We start from the raw sequence: 23,532 nt of genomic DNA on the forward strand, positions 1-23,532 counted from the left end.
AAGAGCAAAAGCTCTTTTTGTGGTTTAATTTTATTTATTATTAAATTTTAATACCGCGTTGACGCAAAGCATTTTCTAATGCTTGTTGTAAATCATTCATCGTACCCGGCTCTAAGGTTGTTCCTTCATCATCCATCCACGTCAAGCTCGTCCCACCATCTTTGGTACGGCTCACCAAGATTTGATATTGGCCTTCTTCAATCGGTAGTTCTGCAAGTTCTTCGCCCCAAATTGAATCCCATACACTTGATTCTGGTTTGTTGTAATCAGCAGTGATCAAACCACGTTCTTGATCTATTTCAACGATTGTAAAAGATAGTCGCTCTAAAAATCCTGAGAAACGATCAAAAACAGCAAAGTAGTCTTGCTCAGTCACTAATGCCGCATTACCTTTATTGTCAAAGCCCATTTCTAGTGAAATGATGCCTTGTTGCTTACGCATTTCAACTTCAAGTTGACGATATCTATAATCGAATTCAGCCACAACTTGGTTTAGTGCACGCACTTCTAATTGCTGCTGTAAAATAGGCGTTAATGGCACATCTTTACTGTCATATTCAGCTAATTTAGCACTCAATGCGGCAGTACGTTGGTGCGACTTTTCCTCAATACTGAAGATAAAACGCTGCTGAGAAACTTCTGTTTCACTATCCCATAGCCAACCTTCTTCTGGCTGAATTATTGCGTACCAATCTGTTTCTATTGAGCCTAGTAATTTATCTTCTTTTATTGCTTTAGTTTGATGTTCTGTTAATACCGCCTGAACTGAATCCCAAATAAATTCATCTAAATCAGCAATACCATCATTTTTATCAAAATAAACACGTGCTTGTTTATCTCCTTCTTCAACCCAACTGCCTTTTGCAACAGTTAATACTTGCGCTGGAGGGCGATAGTTTGTTGAATCAGGATTATTATCATATTCTGCCACTTCCATTTTATAAATGGGATCTTGAGCTGGCTGCGCCAATTGTCCTGGCACTTTTACCGGCTCACCGGCACGGTAATTACGCTTATGATGCGCTTCGTCAGTGAACACACCACACCCTGACAAGCTAACCAATACGCTTACAGCAAGCGCTTTTGGGATCCAATACTGCACAGATAATTCTCCTTAGCATACCCTTAATTGTTTTAACAAATATATGAGTGGGTTATGCCGATTTGGTTCAGTGTAAAGTCAATATTAACTTTACGTATCTTGTTTTATGCAAAACCCGTTACTTTGGGATCCGGCTAAATAGCTATGTTAGCCAGCCAATATGCAAAATTTTAACTATGGTACTTTCCCATGCCGTTAAAAACAAGAAACACCGTGCTTTAATGACAGCTTAATTAACTCACTCTGTAGTTTAGTGGTTGTTTTGTGTTAAACTTCGCCGCCGTGTGGTAGTAATTGCCGGCTTAGTTCACTCTGACTGTTATTAAAAATATAACCTAGGTACTTGAATTCATGACTACTTTTTCAAATCATCAGATCGTTTTAACTGCCATTGGTGATGATCGCCCCGGCATTGTCAGTGAATTAACCCAATTAGTCAGTGACTGTCACTGCAATATTATTGATAGCCGTATTGCCATCTTAGGTAATGAGTTTACCTTTATCATGTTGTTATCGGGTGATATGTCAGCAATTAGCCGTATTGAGCACACCCTGCCTCTCAAAGGTATGGAACTCGGTTTACTGACTATGATGAAACGTACTGCCAGTCATACTCAAAGTGAATTTTGTGCAGGCTATACTCTTGAATATACAGGAATAGATACACCAGGCACGTTAAGTAAAGTCACCCGCTTTTTTGCCGACAAACATATCAGCATCTGTTCTTTAAAATCAGATACCTATGATGAAGATGCGGAAACAAAAATGCGCTGTGAACTAGAGTTTAATATTCCTGTTGAGGTTGACATAGACAGCTTTAAAGTCCAATTTGAAGACCTTTCACGTACTCTTAATGTCGATTATATTTTTCGACGCATTCGCTAAGGAGCAAAGCATGAACACTATTAATCCATTACAAGCTGGCGATAAAGCCCCCGCATTTAGTTTACAAAACCAAGATGGCGAAACCATTAGCCTTGAAGAGTTATTAAAAGAACAACAGGTATTAGTGTACTTTTATCCAAAAGCTTCAACACCAGGCTGCACAGTGCAAGCTGAAAACCTTCGCGATGAGAAAGACGTATTAGCACAGCTTAATACGCGTGTGGTTGGTATTAGCCCTGATCCTGTAAAAAAATTAAAGAACTTTGAAACTAAAAAAGAACTTAATTTTGATCTACTTTCTGACGAAGACCATGCCATTGCTGAAGCATTCGGTGTGTGGGGCTATAAAAAGTTTATGGGTAAAGAATACGACGGCATTCATCGTTTAAGTTTTCTAGTCGGTCAAGACGGTACAATTAAGCACTTTTTCGACAAGTTTAAAACCAAAGACCACCACCAAGTAGTGTTGGATTATTTAACGAAAGATTAAGCGGTAAAAAAGTTACAAAAGCGTTGCCAATGGGCAGCGCTTTTTTGTTAATGCCGTTAAAAAGTATAGGGCTAAATATTAAGCGCTTATTGCTGTTCACACTCGCGTAAAAATTTAATACAATACAGCAACTTCTTTTTGATGAGATTTATATGCTTAAGCCATATACCAACATGTTGGCTGTGTTTTTGATTTTGTTTGGGTTTGCCGAACAATCAATGGCGTATAGTGTCTCTTCTCATTCTGATTTTTTCACTACTGCACACACTCCTGCTGGATTGATGGTCGACACCCCACTAATTGACGTGCCGCTCATTAAAGCAAGCGAAGCGCAAGAAACTGACGATTGCTGTGATGTAGAGTGTTGTGAAATAAACTGTATTTGCCCCGCAAATACCTGTATGCCCGCGCTATATTTACCCACTGCTATTTGCTCAGCACAAGTTATTGTCCAAAATCATCCCTCTTTAAAGCTTAATGCTAAACACCCTATTTCAATCTCTGCATTTGTTTACCGGCCTCCCATTTTTATCTCATAAGGGGCTCCCCTTACGTACGCTATAGATCAAAAAGTAGTTAATTAATTTGCGCTTATGCGCTTCATTTTTAATACCTGCGAGATAAAAATGTTTTATAAATACTCTAAGTTAGCAGCGGCTATGCTGTTATTGCCGCAGTTTTCATTGGCAACTGAGCAACACCATGATCACGATGAACATGAACACAAATCGATTGAAAAAATTCAAGTAACCGCATCACGATTAGGCCGTATTGTAAGCGAATCGGCCACCCGTACAGAGATAATAAACGGCGAAGAAATACACGAAAAAGCGCTGATGCGCCCAGGTAATATCTCTATGCTGGTCGCTGAAACCGGGGGGTACGAGTGCAAAACACCTCTCCAGCTTTAGGAAGTGCAAATATACGTTTGCAAAGCCTTTATGGCCGTTATACACAATTATTAAGTGACGGCTTGCCTTTATATGGCGGCCAAACTGCATCGATAGGTTTACTGCAAATTCCCCCCACAGATCTTGCCAATGTTGAGATCATCAAAGGTTCAGCCTCTTCATTATATGGAGGCTCGGCGTTAGGTGGGGTGATCAATTTAATTTCTCGCACTCCAAGTGATGAGTTTGAAGGAGAGGTATTGCTAAATGCAACCTCAAAAGATGGCCAAGATATTACCGCTTATCTTGCCGCACCACTGTCAGACTCTTTCAGTGCTTCAGTAACCGCAGGGTTACATCATCAGTCAGAGCAAGATCTCGATGATGACGGCTGGCTGGATATGGCAAGTTATAATCGTGCAAGTGTAAGGCCTCGTTTATATTGGCAAGGTGAGCATGGTGCTAATTTATATATCACCGTTGGCGCGATGACAGAGCAACGCGATGGCGGTACCACTGATGGTGCTATCATGCCCGATGGCAACCCATTTGCACAAACTCAAGACTCGCTCAGACTTGATTCTGGTTTCATCTTTGATAAACCAATAAATGAGATAATGAACTTAAATATCCGCGGTTCAGCTATGTCGCAAGAGCACGACCATCAATTTGGCGATAGCAAAGAAGACGACAGCCATGAAAGCTACTTAATTGAATCGAGCATATCTGGCTATACAGATAAAACGGCATGGCTGGTTGGGATGGCGTATCAATCAGAAAAATTCAGCTCTGTGGATTTCTCTGAATTTGACTACAGCTATGAAGTTCCAGGGCTGTTTTCACAACTAGACTACGAAGCAAAAGACGATATCAAACTATCTCTCAGTGCCCGTGCCGACTGGCATAATGAATACGGTACTCAATTTAGCCCGCGTATTTCTTTACTATACCACCCAGAAAATTGGACTGTGAGAGGCTCATACGGACAAGGCTTCTTTGCACCAACTCCTTTTATTGAAGATATCGAAGACGCAGGTTTATCTCATTTAGAGCCATTGGAAAACCTAAACGAAGAGCGCGCTACGACTGCTTCCCTTGATATTAGCTATGTATTCGACAGCTTAGAAACCAGCGTCACCTTATTCAGTTCTGATGTTGAGAATGTCACTGAGCTAGAAGTAATTAATCAACAACTTACGCCATCCGATAAACAGGTTCGAATTATTAACGCACCAGGGCAAAGTGAAATTCGCGGCAGCGAATTGCTACTACGTTATCGTTGGCACGACATAAAATTTACGGGTAGTTACTTATATACCGACGCCACCAAAGCAAGTGATATCAGTACTGCTCGCTTACCATTAGCGCTCACCCCACAGCATTCAGCGGGTGCGGTGATCATGTGGGAAGAACACGGCAGCCACCTAGTTGGTTTTGAAGCCTACTACACTGGCACTCAGCAGCTAGAAAACAACCCCTACCGAGACAAAAGTGAAGCTTACTGGCACTTAGGTTTACTAGGACAAATCACCATTGGCCGCGTAAGTTACTTTATTAATGCTGAAAATTTACTAAATGTAAGGCAAACCAGAGAAGACTCATTAGTGCTACCGCAACAGGCGCCGAGTGGACGCTGGACTACTGATATTTGGTCGCGCAATGATGGCTTTACTGTTAACGCCGGCGTGCGTATTAAATTTAATGATTAAGAAAAGATAATTAATGCTGGTTTATAACTCATATAAACCAGCATTTTTACAGCCTAAATAAAACCGTAGCTACAATTAATTCCCCCCACAACAAGCCGATGCCTACTAAACAACGCTAAGGCCCTAGTACATTTGATGGTTTTAGAGAAATATAATCTTAACCTAACCAGTAAGGCTTATTTTAAATTTTTACACAAGTAAAAATGGCATTGCCCGATTTTTCAGCCCACGGGGTAATTGTTTCGTAATCATGTTCAAACACATATATTTCGAAGTAAGGTTGTAAAGCCTTTTTTAGCTGAGTGAAATTAAACGCAACCATCGGATGTTCGTCATGCCATATGAGTGTTTCATCTGCTGATGCTTTTTCAATACTAAGCTTTAACGATTGCTTCTCGCCAGTGCCACTATAATTCCAGCCAGAGCGAAAGGTAAATACACTATCTTCACTTACAGCGCTATGTTCCACAAAGGAGGCATTATCAATGTGGTTTTTATCAACAACGTTAAAACAAAATACACCACCGACTTTTAGTGCATTGTGAACACTTACAATACACTCTTTTAACTTATTAATGCCATCACAGTAATGAATTGAATATAAAAAACAGGTAATTAAATCCAATGGCTCTGTAACAATAAAGTCACTCATATTTTGTAATGAAAATTGTGCTTCAGGGCAGCGGATCCCAGCTCTATCTAACATAGGCTGATTAATATCCAATCCACCACTTTGATAACCAAAGTTAATAAAATGACGTACATGCGGCCCAGTTCCACAGGCTAAATCAAGGTGCATATTTCCGTTATTACCAAAAATCTGCTGGAGCCTGTGAATACCATGACTTTGCGCTTGATAGTCTATATCGGCGCACATTAAATCATAGTAATCAGAAAGGTCTGTGTATAACGCGTTCGCGGACATATAAGGCCTAATAATTTGTAGGAGGGTACGTTAAGGCGCGCATAATAAACTAATTATCACCATTAACGAAGCTGATTGAACGAAAAGAGATTTGTTGGGTTTCGTTTCACTCAACCCAACGTTTATTGTAACCATTAACTTAAAGCTTACCGCTCGCGGCTTTAGTTTATCCCTAAATACTTATGGACTTGCACAGACAAGCGCCAGTTTTTTTCAATACACGTTTCAATTGCAAGTTTAGTCGCGGAAACTTTTTGGCTAATGGGCTGAAGATAAACAAGTTTAGGGCTTACGCCTGTTTTGTTAAACAACGCTTCAAGCTCTTCAACGTGTTTTTGCATGGCAATTGGGTGCTTGATCTCATTAGCACGTTGCATTGCAGAGGTTAGTACCTCGTAGCCACCGCGCATATTGATCTTAGGCGATACTGTGACCCAAGTTTGCTCTGGCGCTAAAATCTCAAAGGTACCACTTGTTTCTATTTGCGTACTATAGCCATTAGCATGGAGTAGCTTACACACAGGATTTAAATCGTACATACATGGCTCGCCGCCAGTGATCACCACATGCTTTGCACGATAAGCGCGCTCTACAAATAGGTTAAGTATTTGCTCTGCGGATGCATCCGCCCAATGATCTGAATCAGCTTTTTTCTCTACCGTGTCATCCAGTGATACTTTATACACATCATCCACTTCCCACGTTTGCTTTGTGTCACACCAAGCACAGCCAACAGGACAGCCTTGTAAACGTAAAAAGATTGAAGGCGTACCCGTAAAGCTCGCTTCGCCTTGAATGGTTTCAAATATTTCATTTATTTTGTACAAAAGTATCTCACTTACTACTTGGCATTAATTATGAGCGTCATTAATTATTGAGCATAAAGAAAGACGATTTGAAAAAATCAAAAATCACGGTCAAAAATTGTTATTTATGCTCCAGCCGTGTAGTATATCGCGCCCTGATATAAACCTCTATTAAAACTAAGAGCAAAACAGTTATGACGCAAAAAGTAGTTGTGATTTATTCCGGCGGTATGGATTCATTTACCGTATTAAATAAAGCCCTGCAACAAGGCCATGAAGTGTATGCCCTGTCATTTGACTATGGTCAGCGTCATGTAAAAGAGCTCAAAGTTGCTGCAAATGTCTGTGAAAAGCTCGGTGTATCACATAAGATAGTTGATATTTCTGCGATCAATCAATTGATCGGTGGCTCATCATTAACGGATGATATTGATGTGCCTGAAGGCCACTACGAGGCCGAAAATATGAAAAGTACCATAGTACCTAATCGCAACATGATTTTATTATCGTTGGCGGTAGGCTATGCGGTATCACTCAAAGCTAGTCAAGTTTATTACGGCGCACATTCTGGAGATCATGCTATTTACCCTGACTGCCGTCCTGAGTTCGTTCAAAAAATGGATGATGTTTGTCGTATAGCAAATTACGATGCAGTAGAAATTTTCAGCCCATATTTAAACGATACGAAAATCGATATCTTAACTGATGGTATCAAAATGGGCTTAGATTATAGCCAAACTTGGACCTGCTATAACGGTCGTGAAAAAGCCTGCGGTAAGTGTGGTGCGTGCCAAGAACGCTTAGAAGCATTTAGTCTGAATAATATAACTGATCCTATCGAATACGAATAGGCACTAAAAAGGCTATCATCTCGATAGCCTTTTTCTTACTGCTAAGCCTTACTCACAGTTTATAACCAACGTTTTACTTGTAACTTATAATCGCTATAGTCTTTGCCAAATATCTTTTGTAACTTTCGCTCTTCAGGGATAATTTGAAACCAAGTTAAATAGCCTATAAACGCAATTACGCACAACAGTGCCCACAACGATGTTAACCACACCCCCCACGCTGTCAGTATAAAGGCAAAACCGACATACATTGGGTTACGAGAGATCCTATATATACCTGTAGTCACCAATCTCGATGCCAGCTCAGGTTTTCTCGGATCGACGGTTGTATTCGCTAAGCGAAAACTAACCACGCCAGCGATACAAAAAACACACCCTATCACCAGTAGAATAATTGCGCTGTAAAAAATAAAAGCCGTAAAATCAATGACGCTATAGTGAGCTATTACGGCCATCACTAGAGCAAAAAAGCACACCATTATTACCGGAGGAATTTTATTGTCTAACATACTAACTCGCTGTTTTAAAATAGTTTAGTGTTTTATAAACACATATTCAGATAAGCCAATTAAACACTCAATACACTGTATCACTCATGAATAATTTGCCAACCCCATTATTTCGACAAATAAAGTTACAATTGTCAGCTTCATCAATCTGGTATTTTGGTTATACTTTAATCATTAACTAACAAGGATAAGGTAATAAAATGTCAGGAACAACAATGGTAGTGATGATCGTATTTATCTCAGTTGGATTTGGGGTGATGTACGATATGTATAAAAAACATTTAGAGTTCAAGCATCGTACACTTACTGATAATAAAGAATCGAATAATCAAATTGCCGCAATAACAGCTGAAATGTTAGCACTTAAAGAACGAGTGCAAACGCTTGAAGCCATCGTTACTGATCAAAGTTATAACGTAAAACAAGAAATCAATAAGTTATAATTCATGCTGGCGGCGCTAGTACCTGAGCATAGCGGTTAATCACGTGCTGGTAATAAATTGGATTTTGATTAAGCATACGTTGATAGTGTGTAAGTAATTTTTGCTGATAGCAATGATGCTGCGGTTGTCCACTATGCCACATACTAGAGCCTGTCAGTGTTAAACGGTGCTTTGCCTGTTTACTTATGTGGATAACCTCATAAAAGCGGTTATTCTCACAAACAATGGCTTCATTTATCAACCTCATCCCTTGCTCTAACAAGCCTTCACGTACTTTATAAGTATGGTGCACAGGGCAAATAATAAACTCCAGCTCGGCTAATATTTCACCTTTATTTATATTCGCAAACTGTTGCTGTGCGGCTAAGATATGATTAATAAAACGCAATAATAATTCACCACCGACTCCTGCGATGATCACTAAGTTTCGCTGCTGGAAGTTAATCGCTATGTCAGCAACATCTATACAATGAACTTGCCAGTGCGCCGCACCTTGAGTTGGGCTGTAACGAGTAAGCTTAGCTGTCAGCTCGTCCATTAATGCAGGCACAATATCAACAAAGTGGATTGTATCGGCAGCTTCTCGTTCAACTAACTGCATTCCCAATAAACCATGATCGCAACAACAATCCCAAATTGCTTGAAAACCAGGTTTAATAAAACTGTCTATTGTTGCTAACCGTTTACTTAAACGCATCGTTATTACTGCGCAGCTGTTTGGTAAATCAAGGCCTTTAAACTACGGTCGCTATCAACATCAACAAAACCAAGAGTCGGCGCTAAACGCTCTACAAATTCAATCGCACCTTGGGTATGCTCAGCAATCAGCGCTTTAAATGCGGCTTCACTGAGCTCGGGGCTATTAGCGCAAAGCAACAGCTTAGTATTATCATTGAGGAGCTCAGGTAAGCGGCGCAACACTTTTTGGTAATCTTTAGTTAAAATAAAACTGCCTTTTTGAAAGCTTGGCGGATCAACAATAATTAAGTCAAATGGCGCCGCTTTTTTGAGCTTACCAAACGACTTTAAAATATCGTGCGGTAAGAAGCTCACACCACGGTCAAAACCATTTAGTTGGTGATTTTGTTTACCTGCGCGTAGTACCCCTTTATTCATATCCATGTTGATCACACTATCGGCACCACCATGCATTGCAGCAACCGAAAAACCACAGGTGTAAGAAAATAAATTCAACACTTTTGCATGTTTACTATGTGCCTGTACAAATTCACGGCCACGGCGCATATCAGGGAAAATACCCGTGTTTTGACGGCTCATTAAATCAACTAAAAACTGGCACTGCCCTTCTTTTACTACATGAGGACTAGGCAATTGACCATATAACAAAGTGTTTTCTGTTTGTTGCCCTGCACGCTGTTGAAAAACCAGCGAGGTAACAGCATCAGCGGCATGTGTTTGTGACCACTCCCATAGTAGCTGACTAAGCTGCTGTAGCTCACTCGCAGGAATTTCCTCATAAGAGACAACAAATAAACACGGTGGATAAAAGTCGATATTTAAATGGCTTAACTGCTCAACACTGTGACCACGGCCATGAAAAACACGGCACAGTTCGTGCTCAGTGAATGGGGCACTTTCAAGTGCGTTAATAAGGGGCGTAAAATTAGGCATTTTTAATTAACTGTTGTTGTAATTCATGGATTTCATCGCGTACAGATGCGGCTTTTTCAAACTCTAAATCACTGGCATAAGCATGCATTTTGGTTTCGAGTTGCTTAATTTGCACTGCTATTTCTTTCGCGCTAAGTACGTGTTTAGATTCTTTGCGGATCAGCTGTAAATTATCTTGTGGACCTGCACGTTCACCCACATCCATAACATCAGTAATCTTTTTAAGCAATGCTTGAGGTTCAATACCATGCTTAATATTATAAGCATGTTGAATATCACGACGACGCTGTGTTTCATCAATCGCTTTAGCCATGGATTTAGTGACATGGTCACCATATAAAATAGCACGGCCATTTAAGTGACGAGCAGCACGACCAATGGTTTGAATTAACGCTCGAGCTGAGCGTAAGAAGCCTTCTTTATCCGCATCAAGTATGGCAACTAAGGACACTTCTGGCATATCCAAGCCTTCTCTTAGTAAGTTAATACCTACTAACACATCAAACACACCAGCACGGAAATCACGTATAATTTCAACTCGCTCCACGGTATCAATGTCTGAGTGTAAATAGCGTACTTTCACATCATGCTCAGATAAATAGTCCGTTAAATCTTCCGCCATACGTTTGGTTAACGTAGTGACTAGCACACGTTCATCTATTTCTACCCGCTTATAAATTTCCGACAATAAATCATCGACCTGCGTCGCTACAGGGCGAACTTCAATTTGAGGATCGAGTAACCCTGTGGGGCGAATTACTTGCTCCGCAATTTCATCACCACAACGCTCTAATTCAAAGTCACCCGGTGTAGCTGATACATAGATTGTTTGCGGTGCAATCGCTTCAAACTCTTCAAAGCGCAGCGGACGATTATCCATCGCTGAGGGCATCCGAAAACCATATTCCACGAGGTTTTCTTTACGACTGCGATCACCTTTGTACATAGCACCAATTTGCGACACCGTAACGTGGGATTCATCAATAATCATTAATGCATCATCAGGTAAGTAATCAAGCAAAGTTGGCGGCGGATCACCCGGCGTACGCCCAGATAAATAACGACTGTAGTTTTCTATACCAGAGCAATAACCAAGCTCGGTCATCATTTCAATGTCGTATTGAGTTCGCTGTGCCACACGTTGCTCTTCAACTAATTTATTAGCACTAAGTAACTGTGCTCGGCGTTCTTTTAGTTCTGCTTTGATGTGCTCAACTGCGTCAAGAATTTTCTCTCTCGGCGTCACATAGTGGGTCTTCGGGTAGATAGTTGCACGCACAATGTGTTTTTCAACAGCACCGGTGAGCGGGTCAAAAATACTCAGACGTTCAATTTCATCGTCAAACATTTCTACACGCACTGCAAAGGTATCTGATTCGGCGGGGAAGATATCCACCACTTCACCGCGCACCCGATAAGTGCCACGGCTAAAATCAATATCATTACGAGTGTATTGAATTTCGGCTAAACGACGCAGCATATCTCGTTGATCAACTTTTTCGCCCACTTTCAGCAATAGCATCATCTTCATGTATGATTTTGGATCACCCAAACCATAAATAGCTGAAACCGATGCCACAATAATAGTGTCTCTACGTTCTAATAATGCTTTGGTTGCGCTTAAGCGCATTTGCTCAATGTGTTCATTGATTGAGGCATCTTTTTCAATAAAGGTATCGCTGGCAACCACATAAGCTTCCGGCTGATAATAATCGTAATAGGAAACAAAATATTCCACCGCGTTATGCGGGAAAAACTCTTTCATTTCACCGTAAAGTTGTGCTGCAAGGGTTTTATTATGTGCCATGATGATCGTTGGACGATTCAAATCACTGATAATATTGGCCATGGTAAAGGTTTTACCCGTACCCGTTGCTCCCAATAACGTTTGATGAGCCAGTCCAGCTTCTAACCCCTCGCATAACTGCGCAATCGCGGTGGGTTGATCCCCTGCGGGCTTAAATTTAGAAACCAGTTGAAAATGGTCACTCATGCTTGGCACTCCTGTACAGCCTGATTACTGATCATATTCAGTTCTTTAATAAACCATTTATACGCTACTATGGCAGTAAATAAATTACCTACCGCTGCGCCTATTAGTAAACCCGGTAAACCGGCATATACATTACCAATATAAGCAAATGGAACATAAAAAATAAATAATCGGATAACACTTAAAATTAGCGCATTCATCGGCTTATGTAAGGCATTAAACGATGAGTTTGTTAAAATAATCACGCCTTGTAAACCGTAGCTCAATGGCAAGGTGAAAATAAATAAGGTGATCACATCGATAACCAATTGCTCTTTACCAAATAATTGGCTGATCACGCCTGAAAATGCAATTAGCAATAAATAAATAATAAATTGCCAAATCATCACAAACTTTAAGGTTGTAGTATACGCGTCTTTAACACGGCACAATTTACCAGCTCCAAAGTTTTGACTAATAAACGGTGGTAATGTCATCGATAATGCTAACACCACAAGACTGGCAATTGACTCAATTCGGCTACCAACACCAAATGCTGCAACAGCCTCAGGGCCATGATACGCCACCATCGCGGTCATTATCGCCATAGCTACCGGTGTTAACATGTTTGCCCCTGCTGCGGGTAAACCAATTTTTAATATTTTACGAATCGAACTTAATGGCGTTTGGCTATTTGCTTTTAAGCTTAATAAGCCTTTTTTAACTGCTAATAAATATAAAATAATAATTACCGCAACCGCCCACGCAATAACGCTGGCAATTGCTGCGCCTTGAATACCCAGCGCAGGGATAGGCCCAAAACCAAAAATTAACATCGGATCGAGTACCGCATTAATAAGCCCTGCCCCGCCCATCACAATACTTGGGGTTTTAGTGTCTCCGCTGGCACGCAATACTGAATTTCCTACCATGGGCGTTATTAAAAATACACTGCCTAAAAACCACACACTCATATAATCGTGGATCAATGGCAGTACAACATCCCCCTGCCCCTAATAGTTTAAAAATGGGGGCGATAAGGAGGTAGCCAAATAACGACAAGCACACCACCATAACAACCGCTATTAGCAACGCCATACTGGCATCAAAGCGTGCTTCTTCAATATTATTGCTACCAAGCGCTTTAGCTATCACCGCGGAGGTGCCAATGCCTAAACCAATTGCAAGGCTAATCACTGTAAAGGTAACGGGAAAGGTAAAGCTAACTGCAGCCAAGGGTTCAGTACCGAGTAAACTGATAAAAAATGTATCTACAATATTAAACATCATTAAAGTGATCATCCCAAAAATCATCGGGATCGTCATTTTCTTCAATGTTGGCACGATGGGAGCATTTAATAAATCGGGAGCTGTGTTAGTCTGCAAAGTTGCGCGCATGGGAATAAATAAACCTCTTTTATTAAGCGTGGTATTTTAAAGCATCGAGGCTTGGCAAGCCATGCATTTATCAAGTGATTATGAATTGCTGATAAAAATGCCTAAAAAATAATAGAAAAGTGTGCTTTTTACGTGCTTTAACGCAATTTCAGTTCGAACCATAGCTAAAAACAATAAAAATACATTTTTGTAACCTTTATCACAAAAACATCGCGACTGGCGGTGCATTTTTACACAAAAATTGCGCTAATCGAATCGTCACGAATAAATTTACTCATCAACCAGACTACTTTCCGCTTATTTTTACAAGTCATTGTTTTAAAATAAGATAAAAAAACTGATTTAAATGCTTGATATCCTCACAGCACCCTAAAAACATGGCTCTGACAACGTTCTTAAAGTTTCATAAACAGAGTTATCCACAGAAACCGTGGATAACTCTTGCAAAGCCACGCTAATAAAGGCCTACAAAGGGGCGACTTAAATCGCCTCGTAACAATGTTGGCAAATACTAACTTTAGACAATTTGCCACAAACAGCTCAGAAAACATACTTAACTGCTGTAGCAAGGTGCTATCGGGATTAATTAAATATCAATATACGATCTAAACATACAACTAACTCAATGATAACAAACAACAAAGAAAATGTTTTTTGCGATTTATTTCATCACTATGCTAATAATATAAAGAGTGAGATCTCCAGATAATTTTTTTTCAATAAAGGACTGGGTTAATGAATTGCTAAATTGAATCTGGCTAAGTTGGCGACTGTACTCAGTTGCGCTAAAAAAGTGCATTTCATAAATTTATTCATACTAAAGTAGATAAATGATCACTTTATATAATTTTCATCGTGGTCAAATTGATTGTTTATTAGTCTTGGGAATTAGCAATTCTATAAAATTGGTCGATCTAATACTGTAAAATAAGGACAAAAAAAGCCACAAAACAGCCAGATCGAACATAAAAACATCGAACAGACTGCTTTTTTTTGTTTATAAGGTTTTATGTGTTGACACTTTGCAGCGCGGTCATTAATATTTCGCCCCGTTGAAAGGCACATACGCTTCCCCCTTAGCTCAGTTGGTTAGAGCGACGGACTGTTAATCCGCAGGTCCCCCGTTCGAGTCGGGGAGGGGGAGCCAATCTTTTCAGCCATAAACGATTCCCCCTTAGCTCAGTTGGTTAGAGCGACGGACTGTTAATCCGCAGGTCCCCCGTTCGAGTCGGGGAGGGGGAGCCAAGTTTATGTATATGATATTGTTCCCCCTTAGCTCAGTTGGTTAGAGCGACGGACTGTTAATCCGCAGGTCCCCCGTTCGAGTCGGGGAGGGGGAGCCAAATCATAGAAAATTAAGTTATTGTAGTTCCCCCTTAGCTCAGTTGGTTAGAGCGACGGACTGTTAATCCGCAGGTCCCCCGTTCGAGTCGGGGAGGGGGAGCCAACTTAAAGAATCCATTAGACTTTCCTAAACAATTCCACTACTCTACTAATGTCAAAACATTTATTCTGAATATACAATTAACCTGTATAAAAATATTTTGATTAATCAAGGATTTGATTCCTTTCCCTTTGATCTACTAAAAGAATAAGACATGGCTGGTTTTAAAAAACTCATATTTATTCAGTTAATATCTTGGCTGTTGTTTGCGAGTATTGGTGGTTACTTTGTGGCTGCGGCGTTTGACAATGCAACAAGTAATGCTCAACACAAAGCACAATTAGTCGTTAATAACTATATTAATAAACATTCGATTGCGGATATTTCCCCTGAGAAACTTCAGCAAGTTCTTGCTGATGGCAATACTTTTTCCTCATTTATTTTGCGTGATCAGCAAGGTAAAGAAGTCGTAAATATTCAATCCCCTACTCCTTTACCTGCTATTGCACAATTAGTAGAAAGCAGTTTTAACTCAATTCGACCGCAATTCGCTGTAAACCAAGCATCAGATATTAAAGTTGAATTCATGATAAATGCCAACAACCTCGGACTGTTACTACAGCAAGGGTTATTTATTGTGATTTTAGTGTCAGGCTTAATGGCAATTATTCCCATTGTTTTCATGAAAACCATGTTCCGCAAATTAAATCGCAATATCAGTATGACTGTAGCTGATGTTATTGATGTGTATATCAATCAAAATCAACTCAATAGCGGCCTTGATACTGCAATTAATAACAGCAAAATAAAACAATTGGGGGTTGATTTAATACCCAGCTTTAATCGACTTTCGCACTTTTTACAAAGTAAACATGATGATATTCAAAATGCGGCTCACACTATCAAACAAGAAGCCTATAAAGATGTGGTGACTGAGCTTGGCAATCGTAATATGTTTGTCGAATATTATGAAAAACACATAGAAAGCAGTGAAAAAAGTACCTTTGGATCACTTGCGATGGTTCGTTGTAGTGAATTACAAGCAATAAACCAAACCCGCGGCTATCAAAAAGGTGATGAATATGTCAAAGCAGTTGCTGACATCATTAAGCATATTAGTGGCACCTATACTGGCAGTAAGGTTTTTCGTTTAAATAGTTCAGACTTTGCTATTGTGCTGCCCAACACGCCACTCAAAGAAGCTGAGCGCTTTGGTGATAACCTGCAATCCCGCTTTACGCAGTATCAACAAAATCAAGAGTTAAGCTCAGTAGCAAATACAGGTATTGTAGGCTACGAAAAAGGTAAGCCATTAGGTGAACTACTTTCAATCGTAGACAATGCCATGAGTATGGCACAATCCAAACAAGCTAATGCATGGCATGTACAACGTGAAACAGATTTAGTAAATAATGTCAGCGCTGGGTTTGGTAATCAAAATTGGCGTAAAGTGATCAATGAAGTTATTGAGTCTGAACGCGTACATTTAGTCATGCAAAACATTATGCCTATTGGTAAAAGCATTAAAGCTTACGCAGAAATTCAGGTACGTTTTAAAACGGCTGAGAATCAAGTGTTGCCTACAGCATCATTTTTGGCAATGGCTGAAAAACTTGATATGGCAATGGAAATTGATCGATTGATTATTGACTCGTCTCTTGAAAAAATTAAAAGCCGTAACTTTTCTGAAAAATTCTTTGGCTTAAATGTGACCGCTTCAAGCGCGCATAACGATCAGTTTGTGATTTGGTTAGAACGCCGCTTATTAAAAGATACCAATATAGCCTCAAAACTGGTCTTTGAAGTCAGTGAATTTGGCTTACAACAAAACATCAAAGCCAGTAAACGCTTTATTGATATGATTCATCGTGTTGGTGCGCGTATTACTGTTGAACGCTTTGGTGTGGGCTTAACCTCATTTAAGTTCTTCCGTGATTTAAAACCTGATTTTATCAAGATGGACGCAAGTTATACTCGCGGCCTTGAAGAAGATAAAAACAATCAATACTTTATGCGTTTAATGGTGGATCTGGCGCACCGCATTGGTGTCAGTGTGTTTGCTGAAGGCGTTGAAAGCCAAGAAGAAAAACATATAATAGAAACCCTTTGTTTAGATGGTGTTCAGGGTTATTACATCGAAAAACCCAAAGATATTTAATCCATGTAAAGGTGCGTTTGCGCACCTTTATACTCCAAGCCTTAGTGTAACTCTGCACGGTAAACTATTCCTCTTGTCTCTACTCATTGCCCTATTGCAGGTATTTTAGTTAATAAACCGTAAATGTTTATTTAGCAATCAGAAAATTTTTAATGCAATTAACTATCATTATTAAATGAGCGGTTTATTTGCCCGCTACGTGTTGTTAAACCGACAATAAAAAAGGATAATGACGACGTTTATTATAGCTTGAGGCGAACATGACAGAATATGTCTTGCTGTTGATCGGCACGGTACTGGTTAATAACTTTGTGTTAGTACAATTTTTAGGTCTATGCCCATTTATGGGAGTGTCTGGTAAACTAGACACCGCAATTGGTATGTCCTTAGCAACCACATTCGTGTTAACGCTTGCCTCTGTAACAAGCTATCTCGTTCATCAATATATTTTGATCCCACTTGATATTACCTACTTGCGCACCCTTAGCTTTATTTTAGTCATTGCGGTGGTCGTGCAATTTACCGAAATGGTGGTTAGAAAAACTAGTCCGACACTTTATCGCCTGTTGGGTATATTTTTACCTTTGATCACCACAAACTGTGCGGTATTAGGTGTTGCACTGTTAAATATCAAAGAAGATCATACATTTTTACAATCTGCGGTCTTTGGCTTTGGCGCTGCCGTTGGTTTTTCTATGGTACTTGTTTTATTTGCAGCACTTCGTGAGCGCTTAAACGCAGCAGATGTACCTACCCCATTTAAAGGTGCATCCATTGCGATGATCACCGCAGGCTTAATGTCGATGGCCTTTATGGGTTTTACAGGATTAGTGAAGTTTTAACATGACCTTGTTTTATGCCTTGATTGCGCTGGGTTCACTGGCACTTATTTTTGGTTTGATCTTAGGATTTGCCGCGGTACGTTTTCGTGTGCAAAGTAATCCTATTGTCGAACAAATCGATACTATTTTACCGCAAACCCAATGTGGTCAATGTGGTTACCCTGGTTGTCGTCCTTATGCTGAGGCGATTGCCAACGGCGACGAAATAAATAAATGCCCGCCTGGGGGCGATGCGACTGTAAAAAAATTAGCAGATTTAATGGGCGTAGAAGCAAAGCCACTAGCCGGTGGTGAACAAGCAGAGCCAGTTAAAACGGTCGCTTATATTCGAGAAGACGAATGCATTGGTTGTACTAAATGCATTCAAGCCTGCCCTGTAGATGCCATTGTGGGTGCCACACGCCAAATGCATACGGTATTGATTGATGAATGTACAGGCTGTGATCTATGTGTTGAACCTTGTCCTGTTGATTGTATTGACATGTTGCCAGTGAAAACCACAAAACAAACGTGGAAATGGCAACTTGATGCAATCCCAGTTACACAAATTGATTAAGGGGCACACATGGAAAAGCTAATTGCACAAATAAAACAAGGTAAAGTGTGGCCATTTCCAGGAGGTATACATCCACCTGGACAAAAAACGATTTCCACAGGCCAAGCCATAACCCGCTTACCTTTACCTGACAAGCTTGTTGTACCTTTAAAGCAACACATTGGTGCCAATGGTAAATTAATCGTCGACAAAGGTCAGCAAGTATTAAAAGGCCAAGCGCTTACAAAACCTGTAGCTAATTGGTCAGTGCCAATTCATGCTCCAACGTCTGGTGTGATCGCTGATATTTGCCAAATGCCTTCAGCGCATCCGTCCGCACTACCTGAATTAAGCATAATTATTGAACCCGACGGTCAAGACCGCTGGTGTACATTAAACCCCGTGCCAACACCAAGCTTGCTTTCACACGAGCAGTTAATCGATATTATTCATGATCGTGGTATTGCAGGCATGGGCGGCGCAGGATTTCCGACTTATATCAAAGCTGATAGCCGTAAAGCTATTGAGTATTTTATTGTTAATGCGGTCGAATGCGAGCCCTACATTACTGCTGACGATATGCTAATGAGAGAGTATGCCAGCGGCATCATTGCTGGTATCGAAATCATGCAACAACTTCTTACACCAACGCTTACAATTGTTGGTATAGAAGACAATAAACCAGAAGCCATCGCAGCCATGCAGGCAGCAGCGGCCCATAACGATAAGATAATTATTCAAACCGTCCCAACGGTTTACCCGTCTGGTGGTGAAAAGCAATTAATAAAATTACTTACCAATAAAGAAGTGCCCAGTGGCGGTATTCCTGCTGATATTGGTGTACTCGTGCAAAACGTTGGTACTTTATTTGCGGTTAATCAAGCGGTGTTCGAGGGTAAACCACTGATTGAACGTGTTATTACGGTAACAGGCAATACAATTCATAACCCTGGCAATGTGTGGGCCTTATTAGGGACTGAAATAAAGCATTTACTTGACTGCCAAGGGTTTTCACCCGTGCCACAACAGCGTGTTGTGATGGGCGGGCCTATGATGGGCTTTACCTTACCTACTGTGCGCATTGGTGTAGTAAAAACCACAAACTGTATTTTAGCGCCAGATCATGAGGAACTTGCAGAGCCCGGCCCTGAAAAAGCCTGTATTCGCTGTAGCGCCTGTGCAGACGCCTGCCCCGCTTCATTATTACCGCAACAGCTGCAATGGTTTGCTAAGTCAAAAGAATATGACAAGCTAAAAGAACATAATCTATTTGATTGTATCGAGTGCGGCGCTTGTGCCTATGTGTGCCCTAGCGAAATTCCACTCGTACAATACTACCGTGTTGCTAAAGTTGAAATAAAAGAGCAACAAGCTGAACAAGTTAAAGCTGAGCGTGCAAAAGAACGCTTTGAACTTAGAAAGCAGCGTCTTGAGCGTGAACAAGAAGCACGGCAAAACCGTCACAAACGCAAACCTGCCACTGAAAAGTCAGCAGACGAAAAGCAAAAAATTGCCGATGCACTCGCCCGAGTTAAAAGTAAGCCAGCAAAGGACGACGATAAATCTGCCGTTGCAGCAGCAATAGCTCGCGCTAAAGCAAAAAAACAAAATCAAGGTGCGGACTTAGAGCCTGATAATAGTGACGTTGCTTTAGAACGTGCAGCGCGCAAGGAGCAAGCTCGTAAGTATAAAGAGCAAAAAGCGGCAGCATCGACCACTGACGGTGATAAAGCAGCCCCTGCCGATGATAAAAAAGCCGCCGTAGCGGCAGCCATTGCGCGTGCTAAAGCTAAAAAGGCAGCCTCCTCTACTACGGACAGCGAAACAGCTGCGCCAGCTGATGATAAAAAAGCCGCCGTAGCAGCGGCCATTGCGCGTGCTAAAGCCAAAAAAGCAGCAAAAGCCGAACAAGCTGATTCACTAGAGGTTGACCAAACACAAAGCGAAACAGCTGCGCCAGCTGACGATAAAAAAGCCGCCGTGGCAGCGGCCATTGCGCGTGCTAAAGCCAAAAAAGCAGCAAAAGCCGAACAAGCTGATTCACTAGAGGCTGACCAAACACAAAGCGAAACAGCTGCGCCAGCTGACGATAAAAAAGCTGCCGTGGCAGCGGCCATTGCTCGCGCTAAAGCCAAAAAAGCAGCAAAAGCCGAACAAGCTGATTCACTAGAGGCTGACCAAACACAAAGCGAAACAGCTGCGCCTGCTGACGATAAAAAAGCTGCCGTGGCAGCGGCCATTGCGCGTGCTAAAGCCAAAAAAGCAGCAAAAGCCGAACAAGCTGATTCACTAGAGGCTGACCAAACCCAAAGCGAAACAGCTGCGCCTGCTGACGATAAAAAAGCCGCCGTAGCAGCGGCCATTGCGCGTGCTAAAGCTAAAAAAGCAGCAAAAGCCGAACAAGTATCTAGCGTAGAAAAAGACAATGCTGTAGATGAAACTGCACCTACAACTAAAAACCAAGAGCCAGGCACTGAAGCTCAACCAGAGCAAACAGCGCAAGATAAGAAAAAGGCCGCAGTTGCTGCTGCAATTGCCCGAGCAAAAGCCAAGAAACTACAACAAGAAGGAAGTGATAAGTAATGAAGCTTACGATGGCCTGCTCGCCGCATAGTCACAGCCATAAATCACTGAGCAAATTGATGCAAACAGTGATCTTAGCCTGTATTCCTGGACTTATCGCGCAACTGTATTTTTTTGGAACGGGCGTATTAATTCAGCTGATTTTAGCCTTGCTCACAGCCAGTATTAGTGAAGCTGTTATCATGCGTATTCGCAAGCGCCCAGTGTGGCCTACACTAAGTGATGGTAGCGCTTGGCTTACAGCCGTATTGTTAGCACTGAGCATTCCACCGTTGGCACCATGGTGGATTATTGTGATTGGTAGCTTTTTTGCCATTGTAATTGTTAAACAGCTCTATGGTGGACTTGGCTTTAACTTATTTAACCCTGCAATGGCTGCGTATGTATTGTTGCTAATTTCATTCCCAGTACAAATGACGACTTGGATGCCGGTCAATGATCTTCTCGCTAATTCTATTAGCTTTAATCAGCAACTAAGCGTTATTTTTAATGGTTTTACCAGCGCAGGCTTTAGTGTTGATCAACTAAGAGTCGGTGTAGATGGCGTAACAATGGCAACGCCGCTAGATACCATTAAAACAGATATCGCCCATGGTTTAACTATCACTGAAAGTATGCAAGCCGCTATTTTTAATAGTTGGTTAGGCCAAGGTTGGGGCTGGGTTAATCTTGGCTTTTTAATCGGCGGCTTATACTTGATTAAAGCAAAAGTTATAAACTGGCATATCCCAGTAGGCGTCATTGCATCCATTGCTGTATGTAGCGCAGTGGGTTATATCGCAGCACCGGGGACTGAACCTGGCGTTGTATTTCACTTGTTTAGCGGCGCCACTATGCTTGGGGCATTCTTTATAGCGACTGATCCTGTTTCTGCAGCCACGACTAACCGCGGCCGATTAATTTACGGCGCATTAATTGGCTTATTAGTGTATTTAATTCGTACATTTGGCGGCTACCCAGATGCAATGGCCTTTGCGGTATTGTTGCTTAACATGGCTGTGCCACTAATTGACTACTACACCCAACCACGTACTTATGGCCATGGGGTAAACAAATGATCATTTCATCAATGACCAAAAACGGCGGTATTTTAGCCCTGTTTGCACTGATCACTACCGGCGCAGTGGGAGTCATTCATACTCTAACTGCAGATAACATTGCAGAGCAAGAGCGCAAACAGCTGTCGCTACAATTGCAAGATGTGTTGGACCCTCATTTTTACGATAATACCCTTTATCAAGATTGCGCCATCATCGATGATCCGTTAATCGGTGATCAGCCACAAACAATTTATCGGGCGCGAAAAGATGGCCAGCCTGTCGCTTTGGTTATACGCCACGTCACGCCAAAAGGTTACAGTGGTGATATCGAGTTATTAACTGCGGTATTTGCAAACGCAGATGTGGCCGGTGTGCGTGTTACTAAACACGAAGAAACGCCAGGACTTGGTGACAAAGTGGAAATAAAAAAATCGTTGTGGATCACCTCATTTAAAGGTCAAACACTACACAGTGAAGACGATCAACGCTGGGCCGTTAAAAAAGATGGCGGCAGTTTTGATCAATTCACTGGCGCTACTATTACGCCACGTGCTGTGGTTGGTTCAGTAAAACAAGCTGTGCTATTCTCAAAAAATAATTTCGATGCGGTATTTAATGCAAGTAATGCATGCCAAGTAGGTGAATCATGAGCCAATTAAAAGAGTTATTTAACGAAGGGATGTGGAAAAACAACCCTGCCCTCGTACAATTACTTGGTTTGTGTCCGCTGTTAGCTGTCACCTCAACGGTTACCAACGCAATGGGACTTGGCCTTGCAACATTACTGGTATTAGTTGGCTCAAACGTGACTATTTCTGCAGTGCGAAACTTCGTACCAAAAGACATTCGCATACCTGTATTTGTAATGTTTATCGCAGGCTTCGTAACCATAGTACAACTACTAATGAATGCCTATACATTTGGCTTATATCAATCACTGGGGATTTTTATTCCGCTGATAGTAACTAACTGTGCCATTATCGGCCGCGCCGAAGCTTATGCCTCTAAAAACCCTGTTCATTTATCAGCGTTTGACGGCTTAATGATGGGCTCAGGCTTTATGGTGGTACTTGTTATACTTGGCGCAATGCGCGAACTAATAGGTCAAGGCACCTTATTTGATGGCGCCGATTTACTACTAGGCCCATGGGCATCAGTGTTACGAATTGAAGTATTTAGTTTTGATAACCAATTTTTACTCGCGATTTTACCACCGGGCGCATTTTTAGGTTTAGGATTACTAATAGCCGCTAAAAATGTCATCGACGCACAAATAAAAGCAAAGCAAGTAGCACCACCTGTGGCCGAAAAAGGCCCGCGAGCAAGGGTCACCAGTTTAACTTAAGGGGAAGCGCACAGTATTTACTGTGCGTTTAAG

The 23,532-nt window shown here is 41.3% G+C and carries 19 protein-coding genes, 4 tRNA genes and 2 pseudogenes; 17 read left to right on the forward strand and 8 right to left on the reverse strand.

Annotated features, from left to right (window positions below; all coding sequences use genetic code 11):
- Positions 1 to 40: 40 nt before the first annotated feature.
- Positions 41 to 1,102 carry an outer membrane protein assembly factor BamC gene (bamC, locus tag KAN5_RS08280; protein WP_016707793.1) on the reverse strand — a complete coding sequence of 354 codons (1,062 nt, stop codon included), beginning with the start codon at positions 1,100 to 1,102 and terminating at the stop codon, positions 41 to 43.
- Between the two features lie 351 nt (positions 1,103 to 1,453).
- Here bamC and KAN5_RS08285 point away from each other — a divergent pair, with 351 nt between their 5' ends.
- The 4 genes and pseudogenes from KAN5_RS08285 to KAN5_RS08300 all read left to right on the forward strand — a co-directional run bounded on the left by KAN5_RS08285 (position 1,454) and on the right by KAN5_RS08300 (position 5,076).
- Positions 1,454 to 1,987: an ACT domain-containing protein gene (locus tag KAN5_RS08285; RefSeq protein WP_138555008.1), complete on the forward strand. Its 534-nt coding sequence runs from the start codon at positions 1,454 to 1,456 to the stop codon at positions 1,985 to 1,987.
- A gap of 10 nt (positions 1,988 to 1,997) precedes the next feature.
- On the forward strand, positions 1,998 to 2,477 hold the full coding sequence (gene bcp, locus KAN5_RS08290) for a thioredoxin-dependent thiol peroxidase (RefSeq protein WP_244390897.1): 480 nt from the start codon (positions 1,998 to 2,000) through the stop codon (positions 2,475 to 2,477).
- Positions 2,478 to 2,629: 152 nt separating this feature from the next.
- Positions 2,630 to 3,016 carry a hypothetical protein gene (locus tag KAN5_RS08295; RefSeq protein WP_244390898.1) on the forward strand — a complete coding sequence of 129 codons (387 nt, stop codon included), beginning with the start codon at positions 2,630 to 2,632 and terminating at the stop codon, positions 3,014 to 3,016.
- A gap of 87 nt (positions 3,017 to 3,103) precedes the next feature.
- A pseudogene (locus KAN5_RS08300) lies at positions 3,104 to 5,076 on the forward strand (TonB-dependent receptor).
- A gap of 181 nt (positions 5,077 to 5,257) precedes the next feature.
- Here the strand turns inward: KAN5_RS08300 and KAN5_RS08305 are convergent.
- Positions 5,258 to 6,001 carry a methyltransferase domain-containing protein gene (locus KAN5_RS08305; RefSeq protein ID WP_244390899.1) on the reverse strand — a complete coding sequence of 248 codons (744 nt, stop codon included), beginning with the start codon at positions 5,999 to 6,001 and terminating at the stop codon, positions 5,258 to 5,260.
- Positions 6,002 to 6,162: 161 nt separating this feature from the next.
- A complete protein-coding gene (gene queE, locus KAN5_RS08310) occupies positions 6,163 to 6,828 on the reverse strand; it encodes a 7-carboxy-7-deazaguanine synthase QueE (protein WP_016707799.1) in 666 nt (221 codons plus the stop codon).
- A gap of 173 nt (positions 6,829 to 7,001) precedes the next feature.
- Between queE and queC the strand changes: the two genes are divergently transcribed.
- A complete protein-coding gene (queC, locus tag KAN5_RS08315; protein WP_016707800.1) occupies positions 7,002 to 7,658 on the forward strand; it encodes a 7-cyano-7-deazaguanine synthase QueC in 657 nt (218 codons plus the stop codon).
- Between the two features lie 59 nt (positions 7,659 to 7,717).
- On the opposite strand, the gene KAN5_RS08320 is transcribed toward queC, so the two are convergent.
- Positions 7,718 to 8,167, reverse strand: coding sequence for an isoprenylcysteine carboxylmethyltransferase family protein (locus KAN5_RS08320; RefSeq protein ID WP_016707801.1), 450 nt, complete (start codon positions 8,165 to 8,167; stop codon positions 7,718 to 7,720).
- Between the two features lie 200 nt (positions 8,168 to 8,367).
- Between KAN5_RS08320 and KAN5_RS08325 the strand changes: the two genes are divergently transcribed.
- Positions 8,368 to 8,610 carry a hypothetical protein gene (locus tag KAN5_RS08325; RefSeq protein WP_016707802.1) on the forward strand — a complete coding sequence of 81 codons (243 nt, stop codon included), beginning with the start codon at positions 8,368 to 8,370 and terminating at the stop codon, positions 8,608 to 8,610.
- Position 8,611: 1 nt separating this feature from the next.
- Here the strand turns inward: KAN5_RS08325 and KAN5_RS08330 are convergent, their stop codons facing one another.
- The 4 genes and pseudogenes from KAN5_RS08330 to KAN5_RS08345 form a co-directional block, all read right to left on the reverse strand.
- Positions 8,612 to 9,307 (reverse strand): tRNA (adenine(22)-N(1))-methyltransferase TrmK, encoded by a 696-nt coding sequence (locus KAN5_RS08330; protein WP_016707803.1) that lies wholly within the window; start codon positions 9,305 to 9,307, stop codon positions 8,612 to 8,614.
- Positions 9,308 to 9,312: 5 nt separating this feature from the next.
- A complete protein-coding gene (locus tag KAN5_RS08335; RefSeq protein ID WP_016707804.1) occupies positions 9,313 to 10,242 on the reverse strand; it encodes a class I SAM-dependent methyltransferase in 930 nt (309 codons plus the stop codon).
- Positions 10,235 to 12,235, reverse strand: a complete 2,001-nt coding sequence (uvrB, locus tag KAN5_RS08340; RefSeq protein WP_016707805.1) for an excinuclease ABC subunit UvrB — start codon at positions 12,233 to 12,235, stop codon at positions 10,235 to 10,237. The genes KAN5_RS08335 and uvrB overlap by 8 nt, the downstream gene beginning before the upstream one ends.
- Positions 12,232 to 13,612 (reverse strand): annotated as a pseudogene (locus KAN5_RS08345) (MATE family efflux transporter). The gene uvrB and the pseudogene KAN5_RS08345 overlap by 4 nt, the downstream one beginning before the upstream one ends.
- A gap of 1,070 nt (positions 13,613 to 14,682) precedes the next feature.
- Between KAN5_RS08345 and KAN5_RS08350 the strand changes: the two are divergent.
- The 11 genes from KAN5_RS08350 (at position 14,683) to KAN5_RS08400 (ending at position 23,499) form a co-directional block, all read left to right on the forward strand.
- Positions 14,683 to 14,759, forward strand: a tRNA-Asn gene (locus KAN5_RS08350).
- Positions 14,760 to 14,780: 21 nt separating this feature from the next.
- Positions 14,781 to 14,857 (forward strand) — tRNA-Asn (locus KAN5_RS08355).
- A gap of 21 nt (positions 14,858 to 14,878) precedes the next feature.
- Positions 14,879 to 14,955 (forward strand) — tRNA-Asn (locus KAN5_RS08360).
- Between the two features lie 27 nt (positions 14,956 to 14,982).
- Positions 14,983 to 15,059: transfer RNA gene (locus KAN5_RS08365), tRNA-Asn, on the forward strand.
- Between the two features lie 151 nt (positions 15,060 to 15,210).
- Positions 15,211 to 17,154, forward strand: coding sequence for a GGDEF domain-containing protein (locus KAN5_RS08370; protein ID WP_244390900.1), 1,944 nt, complete (start codon positions 15,211 to 15,213; stop codon positions 17,152 to 17,154).
- A gap of 260 nt (positions 17,155 to 17,414) precedes the next feature.
- A complete protein-coding gene (gene rsxA, locus KAN5_RS08375) occupies positions 17,415 to 17,996 on the forward strand; it encodes an electron transport complex subunit RsxA (RefSeq protein WP_016707855.1) in 582 nt (193 codons plus the stop codon).
- A gap of 1 nt (position 17,997) precedes the next feature.
- Positions 17,998 to 18,552, forward strand: coding sequence for an electron transport complex subunit RsxB (rsxB, locus tag KAN5_RS08380; RefSeq protein WP_016707856.1), 555 nt, complete (start codon positions 17,998 to 18,000; stop codon positions 18,550 to 18,552).
- Positions 18,553 to 18,561: 9 nt separating this feature from the next.
- The gene (gene rsxC / locus KAN5_RS08385) at positions 18,562 to 21,114 is read left to right on the forward strand and encodes an electron transport complex subunit RsxC (protein ID WP_244390901.1); all 2,553 of its coding nucleotides are present in this window, start codon (positions 18,562 to 18,564) and stop codon (positions 21,112 to 21,114) included.
- Positions 21,114 to 22,172, forward strand: coding sequence for an electron transport complex subunit RsxD (gene rsxD / locus KAN5_RS08390; RefSeq protein ID WP_244390902.1), 1,059 nt, complete (start codon positions 21,114 to 21,116; stop codon positions 22,170 to 22,172). The genes rsxC and rsxD overlap by 1 nt, the downstream gene beginning before the upstream one ends.
- Positions 22,169 to 22,804, forward strand: coding sequence for an electron transport complex subunit RsxG (rsxG, locus tag KAN5_RS08395; RefSeq protein ID WP_016707859.1), 636 nt, complete (start codon positions 22,169 to 22,171; stop codon positions 22,802 to 22,804). Before rsxD ends, rsxG begins: the two co-directional genes overlap by 4 nt.
- On the forward strand, positions 22,801 to 23,499 hold the full coding sequence (locus KAN5_RS08400; RefSeq protein ID WP_016707860.1) for an electron transport complex subunit E: 699 nt from the start codon (positions 22,801 to 22,803) through the stop codon (positions 23,497 to 23,499). Before rsxG ends, KAN5_RS08400 begins: the two co-directional genes overlap by 4 nt.
- Positions 23,500 to 23,532 lie beyond the last annotated feature (33 nt).

The sequence above is a fragment of the Pseudoalteromonas sp. KAN5 genome (assembly GCF_022846535.1).
Classification (GTDB): Bacteria; Pseudomonadota; Gammaproteobacteria; order Enterobacterales; family Alteromonadaceae; genus Pseudoalteromonas; species Pseudoalteromonas haloplanktis.

What these genes read in the sequence shown, in the direction of transcription:
- KAN5_RS08285 (WP_138555008.1), top strand. Translation starts at nt 1,454, where the DNA reads ATGACTACTTTTTCAAATCATCAGATCGTTTTAACTGCCATTGGTGAT.
- bcp (WP_244390897.1), top strand. Translation starts at nt 1,998, where the DNA reads ATGAACACTATTAATCCATTACAAGCTGGCGATAAAGCCCCCGCATTT.
- KAN5_RS08295 (WP_244390898.1), top strand. Translation starts at nt 2,630, where the DNA reads ATGCTTAAGCCATATACCAACATGTTGGCTGTGTTTTTGATTTTGTTT.
- KAN5_RS08305 (WP_244390899.1), bottom strand. Translation starts at nt 6,001, where the DNA reads ATGTCCGCGAACGCGTTATACACAGACCTTTCTGATTACTATGATTTA.
- queC (WP_016707800.1), top strand. Translation starts at nt 7,002, where the DNA reads ATGACGCAAAAAGTAGTTGTGATTTATTCCGGCGGTATGGATTCATTT.
- KAN5_RS08320 (WP_016707801.1), bottom strand. Translation starts at nt 8,167, where the DNA reads ATGTTAGACAATAAAATTCCTCCGGTAATAATGGTGTGCTTTTTTGCT.
- KAN5_RS08325 (WP_016707802.1), top strand. Translation starts at nt 8,368, where the DNA reads ATGTCAGGAACAACAATGGTAGTGATGATCGTATTTATCTCAGTTGGA.
- KAN5_RS08330 (WP_016707803.1), bottom strand. Translation starts at nt 9,307, where the DNA reads ATGCGTTTAAGTAAACGGTTAGCAACAATAGACAGTTTTATTAAACCT.
- KAN5_RS08335 (WP_016707804.1), bottom strand. Translation starts at nt 10,242, where the DNA reads ATGCCTAATTTTACGCCCCTTATTAACGCACTTGAAAGTGCCCCATTC.
- uvrB (WP_016707805.1), bottom strand. Translation starts at nt 12,235, where the DNA reads ATGAGTGACCATTTTCAACTGGTTTCTAAATTTAAGCCCGCAGGGGAT.
- KAN5_RS08370 (WP_244390900.1), top strand. Translation starts at nt 15,211, where the DNA reads ATGGCTGGTTTTAAAAAACTCATATTTATTCAGTTAATATCTTGGCTG.
- rsxA (WP_016707855.1), top strand. Translation starts at nt 17,415, where the DNA reads ATGACAGAATATGTCTTGCTGTTGATCGGCACGGTACTGGTTAATAAC.
- rsxB (WP_016707856.1), top strand. Translation starts at nt 17,998, where the DNA reads ATGACCTTGTTTTATGCCTTGATTGCGCTGGGTTCACTGGCACTTATT.
- rsxC (WP_244390901.1), top strand. Translation starts at nt 18,562, where the DNA reads ATGGAAAAGCTAATTGCACAAATAAAACAAGGTAAAGTGTGGCCATTT.
- rsxD (WP_244390902.1), top strand. Translation starts at nt 21,114, where the DNA reads ATGAAGCTTACGATGGCCTGCTCGCCGCATAGTCACAGCCATAAATCA.
- rsxG (WP_016707859.1), top strand. Translation starts at nt 22,169, where the DNA reads ATGATCATTTCATCAATGACCAAAAACGGCGGTATTTTAGCCCTGTTT.
- KAN5_RS08400 (WP_016707860.1), top strand. Translation starts at nt 22,801, where the DNA reads ATGAGCCAATTAAAAGAGTTATTTAACGAAGGGATGTGGAAAAACAAC.